Source organism: [Pseudopropionibacterium] massiliense (assembly GCF_900607225.1).
GTDB lineage: Bacteria > Actinomycetota > Actinomycetes > Propionibacteriales > Propionibacteriaceae > Arachnia > Arachnia massiliensis.
Genome location: NZ_LR027842.1, coordinates 3007794 through 3032630, shown reverse-complemented (window position 1 = coordinate 3032630; position 24837 = coordinate 3007794). Strand labels below are relative to the sequence as shown.

Sequence of the window (24837 nt, the reverse complement as noted above, 5' to 3'; positions counted from 1 at the left end):
GGTTACAATCGAACTGCGCGGTCCTGAGAGATTCTCAGGTTTCGTTTGGAATTAAATCGGTGCTCGGCTAGGCTGGCCCCGCCGGTAAGGTCCGGGAAGTCTTAGACCAGGAAGAGATCTATGGCCAAGAAACACGTGGTTATTGCCGCAGTGGCAGGCGGTGTGGCGCTCACCATCGCCGGTGGCGTCGCCGTCGCCATGGCACTGCACAAGAACGATGTGGTCCTTTCCGTGGACGGGGAAACCCACAACGTCTCGGTTCGCGAGGACACGGTGAAGCAGGTGCTCGAGAAGGACGGGATCACCGTCGGTGAGCACGACGTGGTGGCCCCGTCGCTGGACACCAAGATCACCAACGGCATGGAGATCAGCGTCCTCTACGGACGCCAGCTCCAGCTGACCGTCGACGGTGAGGCCCGCACCGTGTGGACCACCGCCCGCACCGTCGAGGACGCGCTGACGCAGCTCGACCTCAACGACCCCGACTCCAAGCTGTCCGCGTCCCGGTCGGCGGCCATCGGTCGCGAGGGACTTTCCTTCGACATCAGCACACCCAAGAACGTGACCATCGACGCCGCGGGCACTCCTGTCGAGCTGCGGGTTGCAGGGACCGTCGGTGACGCCCTGACCGCAGCCAAGGTGACCCCCGACGAGGACGATGTCGTCACCCCCGCCGCGGACACCTCCCTCACCGATGGCCTGGCCATCGCCTACACCAACGTCGAACAGCGCACCACCACCAAGGAGGAGGAGGTTCCCTTCGAGAAGAAGGAGGAGAAGTCCTCCGATCTGGAGGAGGGCAAGACTAAGGTCACCACCGAGGGCGTCAACGGCGTCAAGACCCAGAACTTCGTCGAGGTCTACCACAACGGCACGCTGGTGTCCTCCGAACTCCAGAACGAGCAGGTCACCAAGGAGCCCGTCGCCCAGGTGACCCAGGTCGGCACCAAGAAGAAGGCCAGCAAGTCCTCCGATGACTCCTCCGAGTCCTCGAAGTCCTCCGACTCCGGTTCCGGATCGGGTGGTGGCGACCTCAGCCCCGCCAGCGGCAGCTCCTGCCAGGCCTCCTACTACTGGCAAGAGCAGACGACGGCCTCCGGTGAGCGGTTCAACCCGAGCGACCTCACCGCCGCCCACAAGACCCTTCCCCTCGGTAGCAAGGTCAAGGTGACCAACCCGAGCAACGGCAAGACCGTCGTGGTCCGCATCAACGACCGCGGCCCCTACGTCGGTGGACGCTGCCTGGACCTCTCCAAGGCCGCCATGGAAACCATCGGCGGCACCTCCGCCGGTGTCATCACCGTCAACTACGAGGCCCTCTGACAAATAAAACGTGGCTTCATGCCCTTCCTCAATTCCCGCTGAACCCCTGCACCCAACCTCCGTGCAGGGGTTCAGTGGGTTCTGAGGACCGGTTCTCCCTGTCTCCTGTCTCCCAAGCTGGTTGGGCCGAGCATCACGAGCGTCAGCGAGTGGGGTGTGCCGGAGCCACGTCGTACATGTCTGGGGTGTTGCGGTCGGCTCTTGCTGTCGACTGCGGGGTGGTTTCGACTCGGGTCTCTCCTTCGTCGCGCCCCGGCTCAACCGGCCTGGGGGAGGGGACGGCGCTGGGCCATCCGCTGGTAGATGCGCAGCATCTCCTGGGCCTGCGATTCGACCGTCCACTGACCGGCCAGGCGGCGCGAGGTCTCGGATGCGTGGGCCCGCCACTGGGGGTCGGGCAGTTTCTCGATGATCCGCATGATCGCGGCGGCCAGGGACGCCGGGGTGGGGCTGGCGAGTTCGGCGTTCACACCCGGCTCCAGCACCAGTTGCAGCTCCGGATCCACCGAGACGATGGGCAGGCCCGCCAGCGCGGCCTCGTGCAGGACCAGGGCCTGGGTGTCGGTCTGGCTGGGGAAGGCGTACAGATCCCCCATCTCGTAGAACGCCCCCAGCGACTCGCGTTTCTGCTCACCCGGCAGGATGATGTGGCCGCGTCGCCTGCCCGCGTCGAGAACCTTCGCGATCCTCGGGTAGCGCTGCCAGTCACCGACCACCATGAGCTGAGCATCCGGGCGCTGGGCGACGACCAGCTCGAACGCCTCGCACAACAGCGGCAGCCCCTTCTCCGGGGCGATGCGACCGACGTAGATCACCAGCGGACCCGGGCCGCGCGGCACCGGCGGGGGGCCCGACGGTAGCGGGTCGACGCCGTTCGGCACCACGATCAGGTTCGCATCCGGCGCCAGGGAACGACACCGGGCCGCGGTCTTCGGCGACGGGGAGGTCACCAGGTCCGCCGAGTCCAGCATCTTCTTGCACAAACCCAGCAGAGTCGCGGTGGAGCGTCCCCGGTCGGCGAACCGGACCGCCGCGTCGCGCAGGTCGGCGGAGTCGAGGATCTCCCCGTGGGTCAGTCTCGCGAACGCTCGCACCACCCCGTGCAGCAGCGGCAGGACCGCGGCGTAGTGGTCGGCGTAGGCGTCGAAGTCGGTGTGCCAGGTCATCAGCATCGGCTTGTTCAGCCTCTTGGCCGCCCAGGTGCCGAGCACCCCGACGGTGCCCAGCCCGTGGACGTGGATCACGTCGGGGTCGAGCTCCCCGACCTGCTCGATGGTGCGCTCGAAGTGCCTGCCGTTCGCGACCCGCGTGGGCATGTTCGGCACCCGCACCGACGGCAGCCGCAGCTCGACGCGACCCTCCCGGCCCAAGTGCGGGTTCGGCCCCTTGGCCTTCGGCGCGACGACCACGACCTCGTGGCCGGCGTCGAGCAGGTTGCCCTCCAGCTGCTGGACGGCGAACATCAGACCGTTGCTACCGGGACCGTAGTTGTCGGTGAACTGCGCAACCTTCAGGCGACGGGATGAGTGCTCAGGCTCTTCAGTCACGCCCGACACTCTAGCCGAACCGCTCCCCACGCGGGTTTTCGCGCCGAAAATGCCCTGGTGATGAAGGTCCGGGATCGGAACCGGGTCGTCGACCGTCACGCCCCGTACTGCGGTCGGAGCTGATGTCGGTGGGGTCAAGCGCGTGCGCGGGACCCGGGTTGCCGGGGCATTCGGAGTGAAATTTGGGGCCTCGGTGTGCTCCCGGGCCGGCCAACCGTGGTCAGCGGGTTTCCGGACCTGTCGTGACCCCGGATCACGGTGAGGAACCGACCGAGGGATTACCACGAAAGCACTTGACCTTGACGTAGCGTCAATGTGTTCCCTAGATGCGGAAGCGCTCAACAGGGCGTGTCGCGACCTGATGGAGGCGAAATGATTGAGACGCAGCTACTGACCAAGGACTACGGGAAGAAACGGGCCGTTGACAACCTGACGATTCAGGTTCGGCCTGGTGAGGTCACGGGCTTTCTTGGCCCGAATGGGGCGGGGAAGACCACCACCATGAAGATGATCATGGGACTGCAAGCCCCTTCCAGCGGCGATGCGACGATCAATGGCCGCCCGTTGTGCCGCCATCGTGCCCCGATGCGCGAGGTAGGGGCCTCGCTCAACCAAGGGATTTCCACCCGGGGCGTACGGCCCGGGCTCATCTGAGTTCCCTCGCGGCGACGCACGGCATCGGCCGTCGCCGCGTCGACGAGGTGCTGGGACTCACGGGTCTGGAAGCCGTGGCCAACAAGCGCGCGGGGACGTTTTCACTGGGTATGGCCCAGCGACTCGGAATCGCGGCGGCTCTGCTCGGGGACCCCGCGACGCTGATCCTGGATGAACCCGTCAACGGCCTCGACCCCGAGGGAGTTGTCTGGGTGCGAGACCTCGTCAAGCAGCTCGCGGCGGAGGGGAGAACCATTTTCCTCTCAAGCCATCTGATGAACGAGATGGCCGTCACCGCGGATCACCTGATCGTCATTGGGCGGGGCAAGCTCCTTGCCGAGGGATCGATGGAGTCCATCTTGAAGGCGGACTCCGAGGTGACTACGACGGTGCGGTCGCCGCAGATCGTACAGCTGCGCGACGTTCTCGTTCCTCAGGGCGCCTTTGTGGAACTCACGGGTTCTGACGAGGCCGTCGTGAAGAAGATCGAGACCACCGTCATTGGTGAGATCGCTGCGAAGAACGGCCTCGTCCTGCACGAACTCACTCCGGTTAGGACGTCGCTCGAGCAAGTGTTTATGAACCTGACCGGAGACGCCGTCGAATACCGGTCGACGAGTGCTCACGAATCACGAAAGGGACAGAAATGATTGATGTGCAAGAGACGGCCATCCGAACAGGCGGCCCGCTCATCCAAAGCGCGCTACCCACTAAGACGAACAAGGCCGACGTACGAGCAGCCACCTCCCAGCCGAGATGCTCGCTGCTTGGGGTTCTGAAGTCGGAGTGGATCAAGCTCTGGTCGCTGCGTGCGGTGCAGGTAACGGCAGTTTTCATGCTGGTTCCAATGACCATCATTAACTTGCTGGTTCTCCTGTTCGCGGATGTCAGCGGCGGTACACAGCTGTTGGCGGTCGACGCCACGGTTCGCATGTTCACCACCATCGACTTGGTCTTCATCATCGTTTTGGGCGGCATGTTTGCGGCAGGTGAGTTCTCGACGGGATCCATCCGGCCCAGCCTCGGCGCGGTCCCCAATCGTGGGCTGCTCGTGGTGGCGAAGATCGTGGTGCTCGCGATTTCTGTGCTGATCCTATCGATATTCGCAGTCGGCATCAGCGTGGTCCTTGGCCTGATCGTGCTGCCGGCGCGGGGCGTCGAGCAATCACTGGAATCCCCTGCGGTCCGCATGATCGTCGGTCTGTGCCTGTACTCCATGTTGATGGAGCTGTTTTCGTTCTGCATCGGATTCCTCGGCCGCTCGAGCGTTGGCGCCATCTCGGTGACGCTCGGGATCCTGTGGATTCTGCCGTCGGTCGTCGGGATGCTGGGTGACGGTGAGATGGCCCAGGCGATCATGGCCCGCCTGCCGGGCGTGGCTGGTTCGCAGGCATTCGCGCTGGAGCCGGCGTCGTCGACGGGCGGTGCCTGGGGCGGCCTGGCCATCCTCGCCGCAAACGTGGTCGTGATGTCGGTGATCGCGGTGGGTCAGTTCAAGAGGCTCGATGTGTGAGAAACGAGGATGTGTGAGAGGTGAGTAGATGGGGGCGACTGAGGTCGTCCCCGTCGCCTAGTCCCAACAGGACGAGCCGACGGGGGACTGGATTGCTATGGGTTTTGTGGATGGCAGCGAAAAACCTGGATTATGATCCAAGGAGGCTTTGTGGGTAGGTCTTGGTTGGGTGTTAGGTGTGGTCTCTCGAACCGACTGTGGTGTGTGGTGTCGCTGTCGGGATTGTGAGTTGTTCCGTGGATGGGGTTGTGTGGTTTCCCTCGTCTGTGAGGGGTGGGGCGGGTGTGGTTCTGGGGTTTGGGGTTTCAGGCGATGGGCCACCAGCTCCAGGGGAAGGGTGTGTCGATGGGGATGTTGGTTGTGATGGTGGTCGTGAGCATTGTGCATCTTCCTTTCTCGAGTCCTGAGGTGCTGCCTTCCGGTTGACCTCGTGGACTCGATTCAAGATGCTGACGTAGGGTCAAACTCTGGGTGCTCTGGGTGCTCTGGGTGCGACGTGGCGTCACTTGGGGCTTGGGAAGAGGGTTGTGGTGAGTTGGGTCTCAGTTGTTCTCGGGCGGTTGTGATCACGGTGAGTTGGGCTTCGTTGTAGGTGAACTCTTCCATGGCGGAGGCGAGGGCAAGCGTCTTCTCGCTCATGGGGGCGAAGCGAGCACGGATCGGGCCAAGGACCCTGACGTAGTCGTCGGTCAGTGCTTTGATTTCTTCTGGTGGGGCGTCGGGTTCCAGGGCTTCCAGCCGCGCATCCAGCTCTCGGAGCTCCCGGAAGTTCGGGTCGTCATGTTTTTCGATGGATGTCCGGGTGAGTGTTTCGTACTTGAGCCGGTCATGGTCGTCGGCGAATGCTGCGAGTAGTTCGATTTCAAGTTTCAACCGGTCCTCGGCGTCGAGTTCGGACTGCGCGTCGGCCCAGGCGTGTTCTAGGTCGGCGAACTCGGTGGCGACGTCGAGTGGGGCTTGGAGGTTTTGGATTTCCTCGATTTTGGTTCGTTTTTCGTGGAGCTCTTCGATTTGCTGGGTGAGGAGCTGTTTTTGCGCGTCCAGGGCTGTTGTGGCTTCCGGGCTTGTTGGGTCATCCATGATCTGGCGTACGTGCTGAAGGTCGAACCCGAGTCCTGTCAGCCGTTTGATCCGGATCAGGTCGATGATGTCCGTGACGTTGAACAGGCGGTAGTTCCCGGAGGTTCGTTCTGCTTTGGGGAGGAGGCCGATGCTTTCGTAGTAGCGCAGGGTGCGTGGGGTGAGGCCAACCATGCGGGCGGCGTCCTTGATTGAGAAGTCCATTCGTGGGTTCCCCTGTCTCCGTTGTGGTGGCTGTTCGAGAGCTTACCGTCGGGAGGTGGCCTCGCGGGGTTGACCTTGACGTAGCGGCACGGTGGATGGTGTCGGTATATCCATCAACGATCTGAGTAGCGCGATGTCGCCCGGTGGTGTGCCTTTGGACGGGCCGGGGGAGCGGGCGGCTTTGACGGGGCTCACGTGGAGCACGCAGGCGATCAGTGAGCTGGTGGGTATCACGGTTCGTACTTTGAGGTACTACCACCAGATCGGTTTGCTTCCGGAGCCCGAACGGACAACGAGGGGACTCGTGTATGACGAGACCCATCTGCTCGCCCTGCTGCGTATCAAGCGTTTCTCGATGATGTCGCTCACCCTCAACGAGATCGCCGACATCATCCACACGCCGGCCAGTCCTCGTGCCCGTCGTATTCTCCTGGACCTGGATCAGACCTTGGCGGACCGGGTGGCGGAGATCGAGAGTCAACGTCGCGTGATCGATGAATGTCTTCGGGACAACACCCCTGTCGATGTCCTTCCCAGGTTCGCGCGGCACCTCGCCGCGCTGCGGAGATTGGGGAGCTACGACACCTCAGCTGCCGACAAGGCACTGGAGGAGTTGGCGTCCGGATACGGCAGTGAAGAGGTCACGCGGGTGGTCGAGGAGGTGATCCAGGACCCGGTGATCTCCCGGCTGCGCGTGCTCGAGGAGAGGTTGCGTCGGCTCGGCGAGGACTCGGGAGAACCGGAACTTGCCGATCTGGCGAAGGATTACGGGCAGCTACTCGTTGATCTCTACACTCTCAACGCTCAAGCGGGTCTGGAGTCGGTCTCTGGGAATGACCTGGTCGAGGCCATCGGGCTGAAAAGGCATGGTGCTTCTCGGGTGCCGGTTCCTGAACAAGCTCCCGGCGCCTTCGCGATCAGCTGGAGGATGACACCGCCGATCAGCGCCATCGGGAACAGGGGCACGTACGCGAAAATCTCAAAGGGGAGTGTTCTCGCCAATCATGGCGGAGGCGTAGGTCGCGCGTCCAATCCAGCGGAGACCTTCGAGGATGAGCCAACCGATGAGGATCGCCAGCGCCATGATCGCGATGTGCAGGGACAGGGGGCGCGACGGACGCGGGGCGGCTGGTCATCTTCCCTACCAGCAGTCCCACGCTGAGGATCAACAGGGAGAAACCGATGGCCTGGGGATTCGTGTCATCACCTCGCAGTTCGTGGAGCACCGGGGCACCCTGGCCTGATGTGTCCGAGCGACGCCGGGTGTAGCAGACCGGGGGCGCGACACCTCAAGGCAGGGGTGCAGCAAACTGGTTTCACAGGCCAGCGTCGCGGACGATCATGGCGGCGGAGACCCGGTTGTCGACGCCCAGTTTGGTAAACATGCTGGTCAGGTGGGATTTGACCGAGGCGAGGCTCAGGTGCAGGCGGGTGCCGATCTGATTGTTCGTCAACCCCTTGGTCATCAGGACCGCGACCTCACGTTCGCGTTCGGTGAGGGCGGCGACCAGAGCCCGGGCCGACGGGTCTCCCGCGGCCGGTGCGTCGGTGGCGACGGTGATGAGGGTGCGGGTCACGTCGGGGGCCAGGACGTTTTCACCCGCCACCACCCGCTGGATGGCCTCGACCAGCCGGGCCGGGTCGGCGTCCTTGAGCAGGAAGGCGTCCGCGCCGAGCTTCAAGGCCCGCACCACGTAGTCGTCGGTGTTGAAGGTGGTCAGGACGATGACTCGCGGCCGCGTCTGCCAGCCGCGCAACTCCTCCAGGGTCGCGAGCCCGTCGAGACCGGGCATCCGCACATCCAGCAGCACGACGTCGACGGGCTGGTCGCGCAGGGTCGTGAGTGCCTCGGCGCCGTCGCTCGCCTGCCAGGCTACGTCGATGCCGTCCTCCCCCTTGAGGATGAAGTTCAATCCGGTGCGGACCATCGGGTCGTCATCGACCAGGGCGACGGTGATCATGCTGTTCCTTCGGGAGTGTAGGGAAGTGTTGCTTTCAGTATGAATTCTTCCCCCTCGATGCCGTGGGAGAGGTCGCCGCCGACCAAATCGACGCGTTCGGCGATGCCGACGAGCCCGAGTCCCGACCCCGACCGGTCGGGCTGTGCGAGGTCGGCCAGGCGATTCCTCACGACCACCCGGAGACGGTCGGCGGTGGTTCTCAGCGACAGGGCCACCGGCGTTCCGGGGGCGTGTTTGCGGGCGTTGGTGAGGCCTTCCTGGACGATCCGGTAGGCGTGACGGGACACACGGTCGGGCACCTGCGCCGGGTCCCCGTCCAGCTCCACCCTCACCTGCTGCCCGGCTGAGCGGGCATCCGCCAGCAGGGCATCGAGCCCCGAGAGGGTCGGCTGGGGCGGTTCGGGCGGGGCCGTGCTGCCTCGCAACCGGGCCAGCATGGTGCGCAACTCGTCGAGGGAGGACTGCGCGTTGCTCTGGATCGCCCGGGCCAGGTCGCCGGCCTCGCCCTCATCGGAGCGCATGTGGTGCGCCAGCGCGCCCGCGTGCAGGGCGATGAGGGAGATCCGGTGGGCGACGACGTCGTGCATCTCACGGGCGATCCGTTCGCGCTCGACCAACCTGGCCTCGTTGAGCTGCGCCTCCCAGGCGTCCTGCCGGGCCGCCTGTGCGACGGCCCGCTGCTGGTTGGCGTCGGTGGTGCTGCGGCCGAGCAGCCCGACGAGCAGCGCGATGACCACCCCGGTGGCGGAGATGAACACCTCGATCCGGGTCGCGGAGCCGCCCGAGGTGTCGCGCAGCATGGTGACCGCCTTGGCCGCGATGAGAACGCAGGCCACGGCGATCGCGTCGATCCCCTTGCGGTGCCGGGCGATGTGGGCCTGCGCGGCCATCGCGGGGCCGAACACCGCGGGAGACAGCAGCCACAGCCCGGCCAGGGAGACCGCGACCGGTATCGGGGCGCGACGCAACCACACCAGCAGGAGCATCGCGACCAGCCCCGGGCCCAGGAGTATCGCGGCCCGTCCGGGATCTAGGTGGTGCGACGGGTTGATCAGGGGGATCGCCAACGGCGGGCAGTAGTACAGGAAACCGAGCGCGGCCACTGCCCAGGCCACCGGGCCGATACCGGGGCGTGCCGCGTCGGTGGAATCGCTCATGCGATCAGCCTTTCACGTCCGGCCGGTGGCAGTCGCCAGCCGATGGGCCAGGGTGTCTCAGCCGATGGGCCAGCGCGACCACTGGCCGGACGGAACCGGATCACCGGCCGGTTGCCCGATGTGGGATCCCGGGTGGTTCCGGTGGAGTTGGTGCCATGCTCGAACTGACTCATGTGACCAAACGTTTCGGATCCGTCCTCGCCCTCGACGACGTGACCTTCACCGTTCCCTCCGGCCAGATCGTCGGTTTCCTCGGCCCGAACGGGGCCGGCAAGTCCACCTGCCTGGGCATCCTGACCGGGCTGGTGACCCCGGACGAGGGAGGCGCCACCGTGGGCGGCGTGCGCTACGCCGACCTGCCCAACCCGGCCGCGACCGTCGGGTCGCTGCTGAGCACAGAGGGATTCCACCCGGGACGCAGTGGCCTGGAGACCCTGCGGATGGCGGCACGCACCCTGGGTCTGCCGCGGCAGCGGGTGGGGGAGGTGCTGGCCGAGGCCGGCCTGTCGGAATCGGAGGCGCGGCGTCGCGTCGGCACCTATTCGCTGGGCATGCGGCAGCGACTCGGAGTGGCCCAGGCGCTGCTCGGCGACCCGCAGGCGCTGATCCTGGACGAACCGGCCAACGGCCTCGACCCGCAGGGCCAGCGGTGGCTCTCCGGCCTGCTCCGGGCTCGCGCCGCCCGCGGCTGCGCGGTGCTGCTGAGCAGCCACCAGCTCCACGAGGTCTCGCGCCTGGCCCATCGCGTCGTGATGATCGGCGGCGGACATCTGCTCGCCGACCACACCACCGGCGACGGCACCGACCTGGAGGAGCAGTACTTCACCCTGACCGCCGGCACCGACCGCGCCGCCTGACCCCGTTCCCGGAATCCCGCCGCCCCCGTTCCCCGCGCTCACCCGAAAGGCACCACCATGACACTGACCAGTTCCCCCGAACTCACCGCCGCGACCCGCACCACATCCCCCCTGGCGCTGACCCGCACCATCGCCGTCGAGGCCCGCAAAACGGTCAACACGGTCTCCGGCAAGACGCTGCTGCTCCTCGGGGCGACGCTGATGGCGGTCTTCGGTCTCGGCCGTGCGATTCTCCCGGCCTCCGACACCACCTTCGGCCGCATCGCCACCACCGCCTGCATTCCGGGATCGTGGATCGTCATGGCGGTCTCGGTGCTGCTCGTCAGCGGCGAGTTCGCCCGGCGGGAGGCCGCCATCACGTTCACCCTCGACCCGCGCCGCGGCCGGGTGCTGACCGCGAAGGCCGTCGTGGCCGTGGGGTTGGCGCTCGCCGCTGCCTGCTGGGCGCTGATCGTCGCCGGAGGTGCGTACCTGCTCGCTCCCGCCCTCGCCGGCGCCACGCTTCCCCCCGACCTCGAACCGGGCCGCATCGCCGTGGTGTTCGGGGGGCTCGTCTTCACGGCCCTGGCGGGGCTGGCCCTCGGGCTGCTCACCCGCAACGCCGTGGCGCCGATTGTCGTGATGCTGGTGTGGCCCACCTTCTCGATGCTGATCGCGCGGTCTTCGGAGGTCGCGCAGAAGATCATCCCCTGGATCGACATCGAGCCGGTGGCCTCGCTGTTCCATTCCTCCTCCCAAGCGTGGGCCCAGCTCGGCACCTCGGTGCTGGCCTGGATCGTCCTGCCCGGCGTCATCGGCGCCTGGCGGCTGTTCCGCGGGGACCTGTGACCCGTCGCCTGGCCGATCCCGGTCCCGGACGTGCTGCGTCCGGGACCGCCGTCATGCCAGGTGCAGTTCCCGGTCGCAGGCTGCGACCACTGCCGGGTCGTGACTGATGACCAGCACCGCCCGCCCCTCACAGGCACGCCACACGTCGCCCATCAGGGCCTCGGCGGTGGCCTGGTCGAGGTGTTCGGTGGGTTCGTCGAGGATCCACAGGTCGCGGTCGGCCACCAGCAGCCGAGCCAGGGCCAGGCGACGGCGTTCCCCACCGGAGAGGGTGGTGCCGTCCTCGCCGACGAGCCGGCTAGGATCCAGCGGCAGGCCGGCGCGGTGCAGAGCGTCGCTGATCTGCTCGTCGGTGGCGTCCTTGTTGCCGATGCGTACGTTCTCGGCGATGGAGGTCGCGAAGATGTGGGCGTCCTGCGCCAGGTATCCGATCCGGCCGCCCCGCCGCACCGTGCCCGCGCGAGGCGGGATCAGTCCCATGGCGGTCACCGCCAGGGTGGTCTTGCCGATGCCGGAGGCGCCGGTGCAGGCCACCTTGTCCCCGGGCCGCACCACCAGGTCGAGGTCGCTTCGAAGCACGGGTGCGCCGGGCCAGCCGATGGCCACGCCGTCGAGCTCCAAACCGGGGTCGGTCTGCCCGTCCGGGACGACGTCGCCGGTGCCGATTGGTTCGGCCTCGAGGATCTCCCGGACGCGGACCAGGGAGGAACGGGTGCGGGTCCACGTCTGGGCGGCTGCCACGAATGTTGCCAGCACCTCGTGGAGGGCCAGTGGCACCAGCGCCAGAACGGCCAGGAAGGTGGGGGGCATGGTTCCGGAGGCGACGGCTGGTCCGCCGATCGCCAGTCCCGCGACCACGGCGCATCCCGCGGCGAGCACCTGCGCGGAGGCCGCCACCCCCTGCACCCACGCGCTGCGTGCCTCCTGGTGCCTCAGGCGGTCGTCGACCTCCAGCAGCTTCGCCAGGCAGGCGTGCTCGGCGCCGTAGGCGACCAGGTCGGGGGCGGTGCGCGCCACCTCACGAACGGTGTCGGCGAGTTCTCCGCGGGTCGGGGCGGCGTCGCGATCGGCGGTGAAGGTGGCGCGCTGCGCGAGCAGGGGCACCACGACCCCGGCCAGCAGGGTGGTGGCGAACAGCGCCACCCCCGCCCACGGTGAGACGAACGCGATCCCCACCGAGGTGCCGGTGATCACCAGCAGGCCCGATGCGACGGGAATCAGCACCCTCACCACGACGTCGGTGACGGCCTCGGTGTCGGAGACGGCCCGGGTCAGCAGGTCGCCGCGGTGGGCGCCGATCAGGGTGGTGCGGGCCAGCGAGTCGTAAGTGCGCATCCGCAGCACCGACTGCATCCGCAACGCGACGTCGTGCCCGATGAGACGCTCCACGTAGCGGAACACTCCGCGCGAGATCGCGAAGGTCCGCACCCCGACGGCCGGGGCCTGGAGGTACAGCACGGGGGGCAGCAGGGCCGCGAAACTGATCAGCCACGCGGAGACCCCCATCAGCGCCACCGACGACGCCGACGCCGCGGCGGCCAGCAGCACCGCCAGCCCCAGGCGCAGCCGACCCCGTGGGATGGCGCGGATCAGGCCCGTGAGCAGCCCCCTCACAGCCTCACCACCTCGTCGGCGGCCGCCAGCACGGCGCTGCGGTGGCTGACCACCAGAGCGCCCGCACCCGAGTCGCGCACGGCGCGGATCACGGCCGCCTCGGCGTCCGCGTCGAGCCCCGCGGTGGGCTCGTCCAGCACCAGCAGCCGCGCCCCGCCCCGCCGGATCCGGATCAACGCCCGGGCCAGCGCCACCCGTCGCCGTTCCCCGGCCGACAGGCCCTCGCCGTCGTCGCCGACGGATTTGTCGAGGGGAAAATCGGCCCCGGCGTCGCGCAGGGCCGCTGCGAGTTCCGCATCCGGGATGCCGGGATGCCCCAGGGCGATGTTGTCGCCGACGGTGCCGGCCACCATGCCGGGATTCTGCCCGACCCAGGCGGTGCGGGCCCGCCAGCGTGCCACGTCGAGGCCGGTCAGGTCGGTTCCGTCGACCATGACCCGGCCGGAATCGGGGCGTTGGAAACCCATCACCAGGCCCAGGGCCGTGGATTTCCCGCCGCCCGAGGCCCCGGTGAGGGCCACCACGCGACCCTCCGGCACGTCGAGGGACAGTCCCGTGACGGCGGGGCCGGTGGCTCCCGGCCAGGTGAAGGTGACCTCCTCCAGGGTCAGCCGCGACCCCGCGGGAAGGTCGCCGCCGCCGGGGGCATCGCCCAGCTCGATCAGGTCGAGGGCTGCGTTCGCGGCGGCCACGCCGTCGGCGGAGTCGTGGAAGTGGACCCCCACCTGCCGCACCGGCAGGAACGCCTCGGGGGCGAGGATCAGCACGAACAGGGCGGTCTCGAAGGGCATCTCACCGCCGGCGAGCCGGAATCCCACGGTCACCGCGACGAGCGCCACCGACAGCGACGCCAGCAGCTCCAGTGCGAACGAGGACAGGAAGGCGGTGTAGAGAACCTTGATCGTCTGGCCGCGGAACCGTTCCTCCGTGATCTCCAGGCCCCTGCGCTGGGCCCGGGCGCGCGCGAAGGCCTGGAGGGTCGGCAGGCCCTGGATGAGGTCGGCGAAGTGGTTGGCCAGCCTGTCGGCGCGCGTGAAGGCGCGGCGGGTGGCGGCCTGCGTGGTCCAGCCGATGAGGGCCATGAACACGGGCACCAGCGGCAGCGTGAACGCGACGATGAGGGCGCTCGGCCAGTCCGCCAGCAGCAGCACCCCGCCGACCAGGAAGGGCACGCTCGCCGCCAGGCCCAGCTGCGGTAGGTACTTGGAGAAGTAACCATCCAGCGCATCGAGCCCAGTGGTGGTGACCCTGGTCAGCGTCGCGGATGAGGCCACGGGGCGGATCAGGTGCGCGGCGAGCACGTCGCGCCGCAGCCGCGACTTCACGGCCGCCGCGGAGCGGTGCGCCAGCACCGAGTTCACCCAGGCCAGCGCGCCGCGCGCCGCGAAGATGACGAGCAGCAGCGTCAGGATGAGCAGCCAGTCGTCGGGCAGCGCCCGGTGGGTGAGGACGACCGCGATGGCGCGCGCCAGCAGCCACGCCTGGGCGATCACCAGCCCCGAGGTCAGGATGCCGACGAGAACCGAGGCGACCAGGTAGTTCCTGGTCGCCTCGGCGCGTTTCAGGAGTCTGGGCTCCACGGGTCCGGGCATGCGGACAAGAATAGGGGTGGCCGGAGGATCAGTAGACGATCTTGTCGGGGATGTTCCTGGTGCTGACGCGCCTGCTGAACACCCAGTAGCTCCATGACTGGTAGGCCAGCACGATGGGCACGAAGATCACGGTTGCCCAGGTCATGATCGTCAGCGTCAGCTCCGAGCTGGCGGCGGTGAGGATGTTGAGGCGACTCGTCACCGGCTGCGACTCGTCCTGCGCGAAACCGAGGTTGCCGTACATCTTCACGAATATTCCGCAGATCAACGCGACGACGGACAACCCGCCCAGCACGAAACCCCAGCCCTCCCGTTTCCGGTGGACCGTCATGAACACCGATGCCGCCAGTGCGGCGACGGCGACCACTGCCGTGCCCCAGCCGAGCGCGGCGAGGTTCCCGAACTCGGAGGCCGCGGGCCAGAACGCGTGCTGGCAGATCACGAAGACCGCCAGCACACCGACGACCGGCCATCCCCAGGTGCCCACGAAGCCTCGGGCGCGGTCGTGGATCTCGCCGCGCGACTTCAGCACCAGGAAGGTGGCGCCGTGGATCAGGAACAGGGCGACGAACAGCATCCCGCCCAGCAGCGCGAACGGGCCGAACAACCCGAGGAAGCTACCGTTCCACAGCTTGCCGTCGTTGGCCAGGCCGATCACGAAGTTCGCGAACCCGATGCCGAGTACCAGGGAAACGGTCAACGACCCGTAGGTGGCGAAGATGTCGAACGTGTTGCGCCACTTGGCGTCGGGATGCTTCGAGCGGTACTCGAACGCCACCCCGCGCAGGATCAGTCCCACGAGCAGCAGGAGCGTCGGCAGGTAGAGCCCCGAGAACAGGGTGGCGTACCACCCGGGGAAGGCCGCGAAGATACCGCCCGCGGCGGTGAGAAGCCACACCTCGTTGCCGTCCCAGGTGGGGCCGATGGTGTTGACCATGACGCGGCGTTCCTTGTCGTCGCGGCCGAGGACGGGAAGGAGCATGGCGACACCGAAGTCGAAGCCCTCCAGGAAGAAGAAGCCGATCCACAAAACGGTGATCAGCAGGAACCAGACGATGTTGAGCGCCGGAACAGCGGTTTCAAGCAGGGGCATGGCAACTCTCCAGCTCAGTACGCGAAGGACATGGGGGCGTCGGGATCCTCGGAGACCTTCGGATCGGTCACCTCGGGCAGTCCCTTGACCGTGTAGTGGAGGAACAACCCGACCTCGATCACCGCCAGCAGGCCGTACAGCAGCGTGTAGACGATCAGGGAGAACAGCACGTCCCCGGCGCTCGCGGTGGGGGAGATGCCCGCCTCGGTGGGCATGACACCGGCCACCAGCCAGGGTTGGCGTCCCATCTCGGTGAAGATCCAGCCGAACGAGATCCCGAACAGCGGAAGCAACGGCATCGCGGCCATCAGCGTCGTCCACAGCCTCGACGGTTTCGGTGAACGTCCCTTCCGGGTCACCCACAGCAGGAGCACGCCGATCAGCATTCCTGCCCCGCCGAAAACCATCATGAGCCGGAACGACCAGTAGGTGGCGTTCACGTCGGGGATCGGGTTGATGCCGCCGTACCTGTTGGCCAGCTCGGGTGCGTACTCGGCCTGGATCTCGGTTCGCGAACCGTCCTGCTTCGAGTATCCGTGTTCGGCGTACTGCTCGCGGATGGTGTCGATGCCCTTGATCTGCGGAACCCCGGCGATGAACGACAGGACGCCGGGAATCTTGATGTCGATGACGGTGCCGGTCTGGTCGGCGTTGGGGATGGTCAGCAGCGAGAAATCACCGGTGTCCTCGAAGGCTCCCTCCGCCGCGGCGATCTTCGACGGCTGGAGCTTGGTGATGTCCTTGGCCTGTGCGTCTCCGGTGAGGAAGGTGAACGCGGAGCCCGCGATCAGGACCCAGGCGCCGAACTTCGTCGCCCACCGGTAGGCCTTCACGTCCGCCTCGGGAACCTCCGCCAGGCCGTTGGCGCGGGCCAGGTGCCAGGCCGAGATGCCCGCGATCAGGCCACCGGCCACCATGTAGGAGGCGAAGACGATGTGCGGGGTCGCGGACCGCAGCAGCGGGTTGGTCATGATCGCCAGGAAACCGTCCAGCCCGGCGATCTCGGCGCGGCCCAGCTCGGCGTTGAATCTGGTGCCCACCGGGTTCTGCATCCAGGAGTTCGCGGCCAGGATGAAGGTCGACGACAACAGGGTTCCGATGGCCGCGGCGTAGATGCAGGCCAGGTGGATCTTCCTCGGCAGCTTGTCCCAGCCGAAGATCCACAGCCCCAGGAAGGTGGATTCGAGGAAGAAGGCGATCAACGCCTCCAACGCCAGGGGGGCGCCGAAGACGTCGCCGACGAAGCGGGAGTACTCCGACCAGTTCATCCCGAACTGGAACTCCTGGACGATGCCCGTCACCACGCCGAGGGCGAAGTTGATGAGGAACAGCTTCCCGAAGAACTTCGTCAGTCGCAGGTACTGCTCCTTGCCGGTGCGCACCCAGATCGTCTGGAGCACCGCCACGAGCATCGACATCGCGATCGTGATCGGCACGAAGAGAAAGTGGTAGACGGTGGTGATCCCAAATTGCCACCGCGCTATTGCGACCGGGTCCATGGGCGGAACCTACTACGTCGGAATGTCATGTTTCAAGATGTCGACAAGATGTCCCGATGGGTTTGTTGTGGGCATTCGGCCACGGTACTTCCGGGCGGCGTTGCGGGTGAGGGGAACCGGCCGCCCGTAGAATGTCGTCATGGTGTCCCGGGGCGAGCTGGAACAGCAGGTGATGGTGCTGCTGTGGCGGGCCGGTGAGCCGCTGACCGTTGCCGAGGTTCAGGAGCTCTTGGCGCGTGACCGGGACCTGGCCTACACCACCGTCATGACGGTGCTGGACCGGCTCGCGAAGAAATGCCTTGCCAAACGCGAGCGTCGAGGCCGCGCGTGGTGTTATGAACCAGCTGATCCGCAGTCGGTGGTCCTGGCCCGTGAGATGGCCGACCTTCTTCGAGACGTGCCCGCTGAAGTTCGCGACGAGGCCCTGCGCCTCCTGGCCGAGTCGCTGTCTTCGTCTTCCTCCGTCCCCTGACCGGGTGCGCATTATGTCATTTGGAAAGATTTTGTAGCGTATACGATACAAAATCTTTCACGATGTCGTACAAAGTTTCATCTGGGCGTTCTTGACGTTCGTTAAGAACTACAAGTCGTAGTAATCACATGCGACAATAGGTAGTAGAAATGACGGTGTTTTCCACAGGTGGGAGGTGGCCTGGCGAATCGCAGATTTCGCCGCCCATGATGACGATGTGACCTCCAGAACCATCCTTCCCGAGCCACTCCGTCGTCGTGCGCGCACCCAAGCTGGGGTTCTCACGACTGCCCAGCTCACCGCAGCTGGGGTGAGCCGTGCCGTTATCCGTGGGCTGACCGGCAGGGGATGGGTGCACATCGCCCACGGCATTGTGTGCTTCAGGAGGCCCACGTGGGAGTCGCTGCTGTGGTCCGGTCTGCTGCGTGGTGGTGTGGGCGCTGTCGCCGGATCCGAGGCCGCCACTCATCTCAACGGCATCACCCGCCGCGAACCCGGCCGTATCGTGATCTGGCTGCCGAGAACATCCCGGCGCGTCCGGTTCTCCTTCGAAGGATGGAGTATCGAGTACCGCGTGGGACACCGTCCCGCGGTCGGGAAACCCCCGCGGCTGCCGCCGGCCGCCAGCCTGGTCGACTACGCCCGCGACGCCACCGAGGACGAACTGATCCACGCCGTGGCCACCGGAATCTCCAGAGGGCTGCTGTGCCCCGGCGAGGTCGAACGGGCCTTCGTGGAACCTGCACGCGTCAGGCATCGTGCCGCCGTGTTGCTCCTGACCTCCACAGCGGGGGAAGGGATCGAGAGCATCCTGGAGTGGCGCTACCTCTGGCACGTCGAACGGGCGCACCGGTTGCCCGCCATGGTTCGTCAGGACCGGCGGCTAGCAGGGGCCCGGTTCGACGGCACCTACCCCGACCACGGGTTGGTGGTGGAACTCGACGGTCGGGAGTTCCACGACGCGGTGCAGGACCGGCTCCGGGACAACCGGACCGTGCTCAACCTCGGATGGACGACGTTGCGCTACGGCTGGTCCGACGTGCTGAACGAACCCTGCCGAGTGGCGAACGAGGTGGGGTTCGCTCTCCGACAGCGGGGATGGAAGGGGAGTGTGGCCACCTGTCCGAGATGCCGGGGGAGGCCGCCGCCACGGGTCAAACCGCCGCCCGGAGGGGTCGTGGAGCTGCTCGAAGGACTACGGGGCCGCGCCCGGGTGGGGTGAGACGACCGTCGGAAGGTTTCGAGCCGGGCCGCTCGTCCCACGCGGCCCGGTTCGACCGGCTTCGGGGGCTGGAAGTTGGTTGAGCCGCCCTGCTCGCTCTGCGAGCTGGTCGTGTCGAAACCATGGTGACCGTGGTCGGGTCTGGCTACCGGGCGTCAGTGGTGGTTTCGACTCAGCCGTTCGCTGGCGCTCACGTGCTGGCTCAACCAGCTTGAGGGAAAGGGCGCTCACGTGCTGGCTCAACCAGCTTCACGGAAAGAGGCGCTCAGGTGCTGGTTCGACCGGCTCGGGGAGAGGGAGCCGTGCGACCTCAGGCGTCTCGGGAGTTCGACGAGACGCCGGGTCGGCCCTCGTGGACGATCTTGCCGGGGTTCAGGTTGCGCCCGGGGTCGACGCCCTCGAACAGCGTCCGCTGGATGAACACGCCCGCCGGGGAAATGTCCTGGTCCATCCAGGGGGAGTGCTCCTCCCCGACGCCGTGGTGGTGCGAGACCGTGCCGTGGCAGTCGATGAACGACTGCTGGATGGCGCGCTTGACGGCGTCGTAGGTGTCCATGGCCTCGGCGGAGTCGTCGGCGATGGCGAAGGTGAAGTACTGGCAGGCACCCGAGTGGTAGGAGTGCGACAGGTGACAGAACACCGTTCCCCTGACCCCCCTCTCCTCCATGGCCTTCAGGGCGGCGGCGACGGTCCTGGTGTGGATCTCGGCCGCGTAGCGCCACGGCGTGGAGGTCTCGGAGACGTCGCAGATCATGCCGTGGTCCAGCATGAAATCGCGGATGTAGGGGGTGTCGTACTTCTTCTGGTCGTAGAGGGCGCCCGGTCCCTTGCCGACCCCCAGCCCGCCGTTGGCACGCACGATCTTGCCGACGAGCCCCTTCTCGTAGGTGACGTGGTTCGGCGACCCCTCGAAACCGACGAAGGCCATGGCGATCTGCTCCAGGTCCCATCCCTTGGCCAGCATGAGCTTCTCGATGCCCTTGCTGAGCAGCGACGACAGCTTCGAGGAGCGTTTCCCGTTGGCCATGATGTACTGCGTCTCGATGGCGTCCGAGACACGGGCCATCATGACGGAGGCGTCGGAGGAGACGATCTGCTCGCACGCCTTCAACCCGTTCTCGTAGGTGGGGAAGAAGTAGGCCTGGATCTCCCGCACCTCCGGGATGCGGTGCACGTTCACCCACGCCGAGGTGATGATTCCCAGGCGCCCCTCCGATCCCAGCACCATCTCACGCACGCTCGGGCCGGACGACGTCGACGGCAGCGGCCGCAGCGACAGGACCTGGCCGGGCATCACCATGCGCAGGCCGCGGCAGATGTCGGCGATGTCGCCGTACTTGTCGGACTGCATGCCGGAGCTGCGGGTCGCGATCCACCCGCCCAGTGTCGACCACACGAACGAGTCGGGCTGGTGTCCCATCGTCCAGCCGCGCGCCTGGAGCTGTTCCTCCATGTCGGGGCCGAACACGCCCGCCTGGATGTGTGCCAGCCCGGACTGTTCGTCGATGGCGAGCACCCGGTTCATCCGCCCCAGGTTCACCGAGACCACCTGCCGTTGCTCGCCGGGTTCGGCCTCCAGGGCGGCGACGATGTTGGAGCCCCCGCCGAACGGGATCACCACCGCGTCGGCCGCCACCGCCACGTCGACGATCCGCGCCACCTCGTCCTCGTTGGCGGGATAGACCACCACGTCGGGCAGCCGGCCGAACTCGCCGGCGCGCACCCGCATCAGGTCGCGCACCCCCTTCCCGAGGCCGTGGACGACGCGGGTCTCGTCATCGGACTGCACGTACTCGGCGCCGGAGATCCCGATCAGGGAATCACGCAGTTCCGGTTCCAGGCGCGATGCCGGAACCTCCAGGTCCGAGAGCTGCGGCATCGGGGTGACCGGCTCGTTGATGTCGACGCCGACCAGTTTCTTCACGAAGGGGGCGAACTTCGGTTTGTCGTCGTGATGGTACGAACGGCCCTCCTCGCCCCAACCCCACCACTTGTGCTGCTTGACGCCGTCGATCATTGGTCCTCCTGGTGGTCCTGCTGGTCAGCGCGGGCCCGGGCGTCCTCCGCCAGGGCGGTGACCTCGGTCTTCTCCGCCTTTCCGAGAGCGGCGGCCCGGGCGTACTCGTCGAGTGTCCTGGCCCCATAGGCGCGCGCCGTGGTGTCGTGGAGTTCGAGCACCTGGCGGCGCATCCGTTCGTTGAATTCGTGGGCGATCTCGCCGCGCAGCGGCGTCATGGGCCGCCCTATGACGACGTGCACGATGGGGCGTCCCTTGGGAAGGTGCTTCTGGTTGCTCGGCCAGGCGGCGTGCGCGCCGATCAGGGCGATCGGGACGGCGGGAATCTGCCGGGAGATGCACAGCGCCGCCACGCCCGGTTTGAACGGGCCCATCGCGCCCGTGCGGGAACGCGACCCCTCCGGGTAGATCAGCAGCGGCACCCCGGCGTCGAGGAGCGCCGCCGACAGACCCCTGACGTTGCGTTTCTTCGGATCGTTGTCCTTGCCCCGGTCGATGGGGTAGCCGTTGAAGAACAACGACATCGGCCCGGCCTTCCACCACTTGTCGTAGAAGTAGTCGCGCGCCGCGCCCGCCGCCAGGTATTTCGAGATCCGGTTCGGCAGCGCCCCGTAGATCAGGGGGGTGTCCAGGTGGGAGGAGTGGTTGGCGAACACCACACACGGTGCCTCCAGGCCATCCAGGTTCGCCTTGCCGTGGACGTGGACGCGCAACAGCCGCCACATCGTCGGTTTCAGCAGCAGCATCTGCGCGGCCTGACGGGTGGATGCATTCAACTTGGAGGCGTGCTTACCCGGTTTCGGGACCTTCGCCATGTCTTCAGCGCTTCCTTCTGCTAGCGGACAGCTTGCGGGAGAACCAGCGGATGAATCTCCGGGGTCCATGATCCGCGATGAACAACGACGCCTTCCAGCGTTTCGTCGGTACCGACTCGATGCGGCCCTTCTCGACGTCCCGCAGGCACTGCCTGACCAGTTCGCCGGCATCGATCCACACGAACGACGGCAGGTTCGTGGCGCTGATCCCGGCGCGCTGGTGGAACTCGGTGCGCACCCAGCCGGGCAGCAGGGTCGTCACCGTGACACCGGTGCCGCGGAGCTCCAGGGCGAGGGCCGTCGACCAGGTGCGTGCCCACGCCTTGATGGCGGAGTAGTTGCCGGTGAAGATCGCGCCCGAGGTGGAGGCGACGTTGATGATCCGACCCCGGCCCCGTGCCTTCATGGCCCGGCCCGCGGCGCCGCCGAGGATCAGCATCGCCAGGCACATCACGTCCATGGCGCGTTCGTGGAGTTCGATCTGGGAGGCGTCGAGCAGCGAGGCGTGCAGCCCGAACCCGGCGTTGTTGACGAGCATGTCGACGGGCTCGGTCCCCGATTCGAGCCGCTGCGCCACCCTCATCACGTCGTCACGGACGGACAGGTCGGCGGGCAGCACCTCCACCTCGATTCCGTGCACCTCCGACAATTCCGCGGCGACCTCGCGGAGGCGGTCGTGGTCCCGGGCGACGAGCACCAGGTCGGTTCCTCGGGCGGCCAGTTCCTTGGCGAAGGCGTTGCCTATGCCGGCGGTCGCGCCCGTGATCAGTGCTCGTGCCATGGGGCAACGCTATCCCGCCGGGGCAAGCGGTGGAAAGTACGCCACGGGGACGTTGAGGACCGTGTCACGGGCCTCGTCGAGTTTCCACAATCGAGGAGCCTTCGCCTTGTTGCTTTCCCTGCTCGGGTGGTCGGTGTCCCCTCGATGCCGGTCAGGCAGTGAAGTCGAGGACCTTCTCCGGCGCGGCGCGGCGGGCCCGGTGCGGGGCCTCGGTGAGCGGTGCGGGACCGGTCTCGGTCTCGTTGGCCACTCCGAAGGGGACGTGGACCGACGGGGTGCGCAGGGTGCGGTCGAGGTTGGCGCGCTGGTCGTCGAAGAACATGTGGGGGTTCAGGACCTCCAGGACGGGGGCCTTCGGCAGGCCGCCGAGGAAGAAGGCGTCGTCCACCTTGAGACCCCAGGAGTGGAGGCTGTTGACCGCGCGTTCGTGGGCCGGGGCGGAGCGTGCGGTCACCAACGCGATGCGCAACCGCGGCTCGTAGCCGGGATCCTGCGAGGACAGGGTCGTCTCCTCCTCCTGGATGCGGTTCAGGCCTGCCAGGAAGGGCGTCAGCGGACCGGGGGAGAGGGGGACGTCGGCCAGCTCGGTTTCGTTCCGGGCGTAGCGCCCCGGGCCCTCCTGACGGAACACGCGTTCCGAGGAGTCGTCGGCCAGGACACCGTCGAAGTCGAAGGCGATCCGCAGCTCCCTGCCAACCTCGGGCATCGTGCTGCCGCGCAGCACCGTGCCCGCCGGGTGCCCGTTCGCCAAGGCCTCGGAGACGTCGTCGTGATTGGCGGACAGGAACAGCGACATCTCCAGCGCGGGCATGAACTCGAAGGTGGGGCGTCCTTCCCGGAAGGCCGCGCGGGTGATGGGTAGCCCGGCCGAGCGGATGGAACGCATCACCCGAAGCCCGGATTCGGCGCTGTTGCGGGACAGCACGATCACGTCCACCGCCTCGGAGAGCACGTCGTTGAGCCCGAGAAGTCGCCGGATGAAGGGCAGCGCGGGCCCGGGCGGCAATGGCCGGTCGAGGCGTTTCTCCTGGTGTTCGCGGTAGGCGGCGACGCCCTGTTCGCGGAAAACACGATCCGACTCGGTCAGGTCGAACAGCGCGCTGCTCGCCACGCCGATGGTCAGCAAGGTCATGCCAGGACCTCCATTGACGAAAGATGGGGAAGTGCCGGCCAGAATACAGGCCGACACGCTCCAAAGTTAGCTCACAGGGCAAGGCCGGAGTGTCGCTGATGAACCGTCTCGAAGCTGGTTGAGCGGGGTCGCGACGAAGGAGTGGCCCGTGTCGAAACCATCCGGCCCCGGGCTTCTCTGGGCGCGCGTGGGATGGTTTCGAGCCGACACCGGCTCGCAGAGCGAGCCGGTGTCGGCTCGAACAAGGTGACGTGGGGCGGCTCAGGCCTCGATGATGCGCAGGGTGTCCTGGGCCATGGCCAGTTCCTCGTTGGTGGGGACCACGAGGATCGTGACGGGGGAGTCGGGGGTGGAGATCACGCGCGGTTCCTTGGAGCGGACCGCGTTCTTCTCCTCGTCGATGATCAGACCGAGGTGGCGCAGCCTGTTGGACGCCTCGGCGCGCACGAGAGCACCGTTCTCGCCGATCCCGGCGGTGAACACCACCGCGTCGATTCCGCCCAGCACCGCGATGTAGGCGCCGATGTAGCTGATCAGGCGGTGGATGTAGACGTCCATGGCAAGACGCGCATCGGCGTCGCCCTCGTCGATCCGGGCCTCGACGTCACGCATGTCGGTGTGGCCGCACATGCCGCCCATGCCGGACTGCTTGTTCAGCAGCGTGTCGATCTCGTCGATGGAATAGCCCTTGTCGGAGAGGAACTTGAAGATGCCCGGGTCGACGTCACCGGAGCGGGTGCCCATCACGAGGCCCTGCAGCGGGGTCAGGCCCATCGACGTCTCCACCGCCCGGCCGCCGTCGACGGCCGAGATGGAGGCGCCGTTGCCGAGGTGGCAGACGATGACCTTCAGGTCCTCGACGGGACGTCCCAGCACCTCCGCGGTCTTCTTCGACACGTACGAGTGGGAGGTGCCGTGGAAGCCGTAGCGGCGCAGCTCGTACTTCTTCGCGACCTCCTTGTCGATGGCGTAGGTGTAGGCCTCGGCGGGCAGCGTCGCGAAGAAGGAGGTGTCGAAGATCGCGACGTGCGGCACGTCGGGCAGCAGCGCCATGGCAGCCTCGATGCCCGCGATCCCCGGGGGGTTGTGCAGCGGCGCCAGGGCCTGCAGCTCCACCAGTTTCGCGATCACCTCGTCGGTGATGAGCGTGGACTCCTGGAAGGTGGAGCCGCCGTGGACGGTGCGGTGTCCGACGGCCCGCACCCCGTCGAGGGACGGCCCGTACTTCCCGAAGGCCGCGACGACGGCGGCGAACGATGCGGTGTGGTCGGGGAACGGCTGCTCCTCGACGAACTCCTGCCCACCCGTCTCGTGCTTCAGTTTCCCGACGTCCTGTCCGATCCGCTCGACGATGCCTACCGCGAGCGGGCTCTGCGTCTCCGGGTCGAAGAGCTGGTACTTCATGGACGAGGAGCCGCAGTTGAGCAGCAGGATGTGACTGGACACGGATACTTTCCTTGGGAGTCGGTTGCGGAC

Annotated in this window: 22 protein-coding genes; 9 read left to right on the top strand and 13 right to left on the bottom strand. The window is 67.0% G+C overall.

Translation table 11 applies throughout. The features are described from left to right. Positions 1-120 precede the first annotated feature (120 nt). On the top strand, positions 121-1323 hold the full coding sequence (locus E0E39_RS16640) for a septal ring lytic transglycosylase RlpA family protein (RefSeq protein WP_130875224.1): 1203 nt from the start codon (positions 121-123) through the stop codon (positions 1321-1323). Between the two features lie 257 nt (positions 1324-1580). On the opposite strand, the gene E0E39_RS13545 is transcribed toward E0E39_RS16640, so the two are convergent. Continuing rightward, on the bottom strand, positions 1581-2870 hold the full coding sequence (locus E0E39_RS13545; RefSeq protein WP_130875223.1) for a glycosyltransferase: 1290 nt from the start codon (positions 2868-2870) through the stop codon (positions 1581-1583). Between the two features lie 372 nt (positions 2871-3242). Between E0E39_RS13545 and E0E39_RS16700 the strand changes: the two genes are divergently transcribed. Genes E0E39_RS16700 through E0E39_RS13535 form a run of 3 tightly spaced genes read left to right on the top strand, consistent with a single transcriptional unit; the run spans position 3243 to position 5037 of the window. After that, a complete protein-coding gene (locus E0E39_RS16700; protein WP_342770205.1) occupies positions 3243-3524 on the top strand; it encodes an ATP-binding cassette domain-containing protein in 282 nt (93 codons plus the stop codon). A gap of 47 nt (positions 3525-3571) precedes the next feature. Further along, complete coding sequence (locus E0E39_RS16695; RefSeq protein ID WP_342770204.1) at positions 3572-4174, top strand: AAA family ATPase; 603 nt, start codon at positions 3572-3574, stop codon at positions 4172-4174. Continuing rightward, positions 4171-5037, top strand: coding sequence for an ABC transporter permease (locus tag E0E39_RS13535; protein ID WP_130875222.1), 867 nt, complete (start codon positions 4171-4173; stop codon positions 5035-5037). The genes E0E39_RS16695 and E0E39_RS13535 overlap by 4 nt, the downstream gene beginning before the upstream one ends. A 441-nt stretch (positions 5038-5478) precedes the next feature. Here E0E39_RS13535 and E0E39_RS13530 read toward each other — a convergent pair whose 3' ends face one another. After that, entirely contained in the window at positions 5479-6321 is an 843-nt protein-coding gene (locus E0E39_RS13530) for a helix-turn-helix domain-containing protein (protein WP_130875221.1), read from the bottom strand. Positions 6322-6454: 133 nt separating this feature from the next. Here E0E39_RS13530 and E0E39_RS15875 point away from each other — a divergent pair, with 133 nt between their 5' ends. After that, complete coding sequence (locus E0E39_RS15875; RefSeq protein ID WP_245988339.1) at positions 6455-7483, top strand: MerR family transcriptional regulator; 1029 nt, start codon at positions 6455-6457, stop codon at positions 7481-7483. 154 nt (positions 7484-7637) lie between these two features. On the opposite strand, the gene E0E39_RS13515 is transcribed toward E0E39_RS15875, so the two are convergent. Beyond that, positions 7638-8282 (bottom strand): response regulator, encoded by a 645-nt coding sequence (locus E0E39_RS13515; protein WP_130875220.1) that lies wholly within the window; start codon positions 8280-8282, stop codon positions 7638-7640. Next, positions 8279-9439: a sensor histidine kinase gene (locus E0E39_RS13510; protein WP_130875219.1), complete on the bottom strand. Its 1161-nt coding sequence runs from the start codon at positions 9437-9439 to the stop codon at positions 8279-8281. Before E0E39_RS13510 ends, E0E39_RS13515 begins: the two co-directional genes overlap by 4 nt. Positions 9440-9594: 155 nt before the next feature. Between E0E39_RS13510 and E0E39_RS13505 the strand changes: the two genes are divergently transcribed. Next, entirely contained in the window at positions 9595-10296 is a 702-nt protein-coding gene (locus E0E39_RS13505; RefSeq protein ID WP_130875218.1) for an ABC transporter ATP-binding protein, read from the top strand. Positions 10297-10353: 57 nt separating this feature from the next. Next, entirely contained in the window at positions 10354-11124 is a 771-nt protein-coding gene (locus tag E0E39_RS13500) for a hypothetical protein (RefSeq protein WP_130875217.1), read from the top strand. Positions 11125-11175: 51 nt separating this feature from the next. Here E0E39_RS13500 and cydC read toward each other — a convergent pair whose 3' ends face one another. From cydC to E0E39_RS13480, 4 genes are read right to left on the bottom strand one after another with little or no spacing between them, the layout of a single operon-like run. After that, positions 11176-12738: a thiol reductant ABC exporter subunit CydC gene (gene cydC, locus E0E39_RS13495; RefSeq protein ID WP_130875216.1), complete on the bottom strand. Its 1563-nt coding sequence runs from the start codon at positions 12736-12738 to the stop codon at positions 11176-11178. Then, complete coding sequence (gene cydD, locus E0E39_RS13490; RefSeq protein ID WP_130875215.1) at positions 12735-14330, bottom strand: thiol reductant ABC exporter subunit CydD; 1596 nt, start codon at positions 14328-14330, stop codon at positions 12735-12737. Before cydD ends, cydC begins: the two co-directional genes overlap by 4 nt. Before the next feature lie 28 nt (positions 14331-14358). Further along, positions 14359-15423: a cytochrome d ubiquinol oxidase subunit II gene (cydB, locus tag E0E39_RS13485; protein WP_130875214.1), complete on the bottom strand. Its 1065-nt coding sequence runs from the start codon at positions 15421-15423 to the stop codon at positions 14359-14361. A gap of 14 nt (positions 15424-15437) precedes the next feature. Further along, positions 15438-16922, bottom strand: a complete 1485-nt coding sequence (locus tag E0E39_RS13480) for a cytochrome ubiquinol oxidase subunit I (protein WP_130875213.1) — start codon at positions 16920-16922, stop codon at positions 15438-15440. 139 nt (positions 16923-17061) lie between these two features. Here E0E39_RS13480 and E0E39_RS13475 point away from each other — a divergent pair, with 139 nt between their 5' ends. Then, positions 17062-17394 (top strand): BlaI/MecI/CopY family transcriptional regulator, encoded by a 333-nt coding sequence (locus tag E0E39_RS13475; protein ID WP_130875212.1) that lies wholly within the window; start codon positions 17062-17064, stop codon positions 17392-17394. A gap of 310 nt (positions 17395-17704) precedes the next feature. Continuing rightward, positions 17705-18616 (top strand): DUF559 domain-containing protein, encoded by a 912-nt coding sequence (locus E0E39_RS13470; protein ID WP_130875211.1) that lies wholly within the window; start codon positions 17705-17707, stop codon positions 18614-18616. A 310-nt stretch (positions 18617-18926) separates the two neighbouring features. Here the strand turns inward: E0E39_RS13470 and E0E39_RS13465 are convergent, their stop codons facing one another. The 5 genes from E0E39_RS13465 to E0E39_RS13445 all read right to left on the bottom strand — a co-directional run bounded on the left by E0E39_RS13465 (position 18927) and on the right by E0E39_RS13445 (position 24807). Further along, positions 18927-20633, bottom strand: a complete 1707-nt coding sequence (locus E0E39_RS13465) for an FAD-binding oxidoreductase (RefSeq protein WP_130875210.1) — start codon at positions 20631-20633, stop codon at positions 18927-18929. Next, a complete protein-coding gene (locus tag E0E39_RS13460) occupies positions 20630-21448 on the bottom strand; it encodes a lysophospholipid acyltransferase family protein (protein ID WP_130875209.1) in 819 nt (272 codons plus the stop codon). The genes E0E39_RS13465 and E0E39_RS13460 overlap by 4 nt, the downstream gene beginning before the upstream one ends. Before the next feature lie 4 nt (positions 21449-21452). After that, the gene (locus E0E39_RS13455; protein ID WP_130875208.1) at positions 21453-22229 is read right to left on the bottom strand and encodes an SDR family NAD(P)-dependent oxidoreductase; all 777 of its coding nucleotides are present in this window, start codon (positions 22227-22229) and stop codon (positions 21453-21455) included. A 151-nt stretch (positions 22230-22380) separates the two neighbouring features. Continuing rightward, complete coding sequence (locus tag E0E39_RS13450; RefSeq protein WP_130875207.1) at positions 22381-23361, bottom strand: 5'-nucleotidase; 981 nt, start codon at positions 23359-23361, stop codon at positions 22381-22383. A 261-nt stretch (positions 23362-23622) separates the two neighbouring features. Beyond that, entirely contained in the window at positions 23623-24807 is a 1185-nt protein-coding gene (locus E0E39_RS13445) for an acetate kinase (protein ID WP_130875206.1), read from the bottom strand. Positions 24808-24837 lie beyond the last annotated feature (30 nt).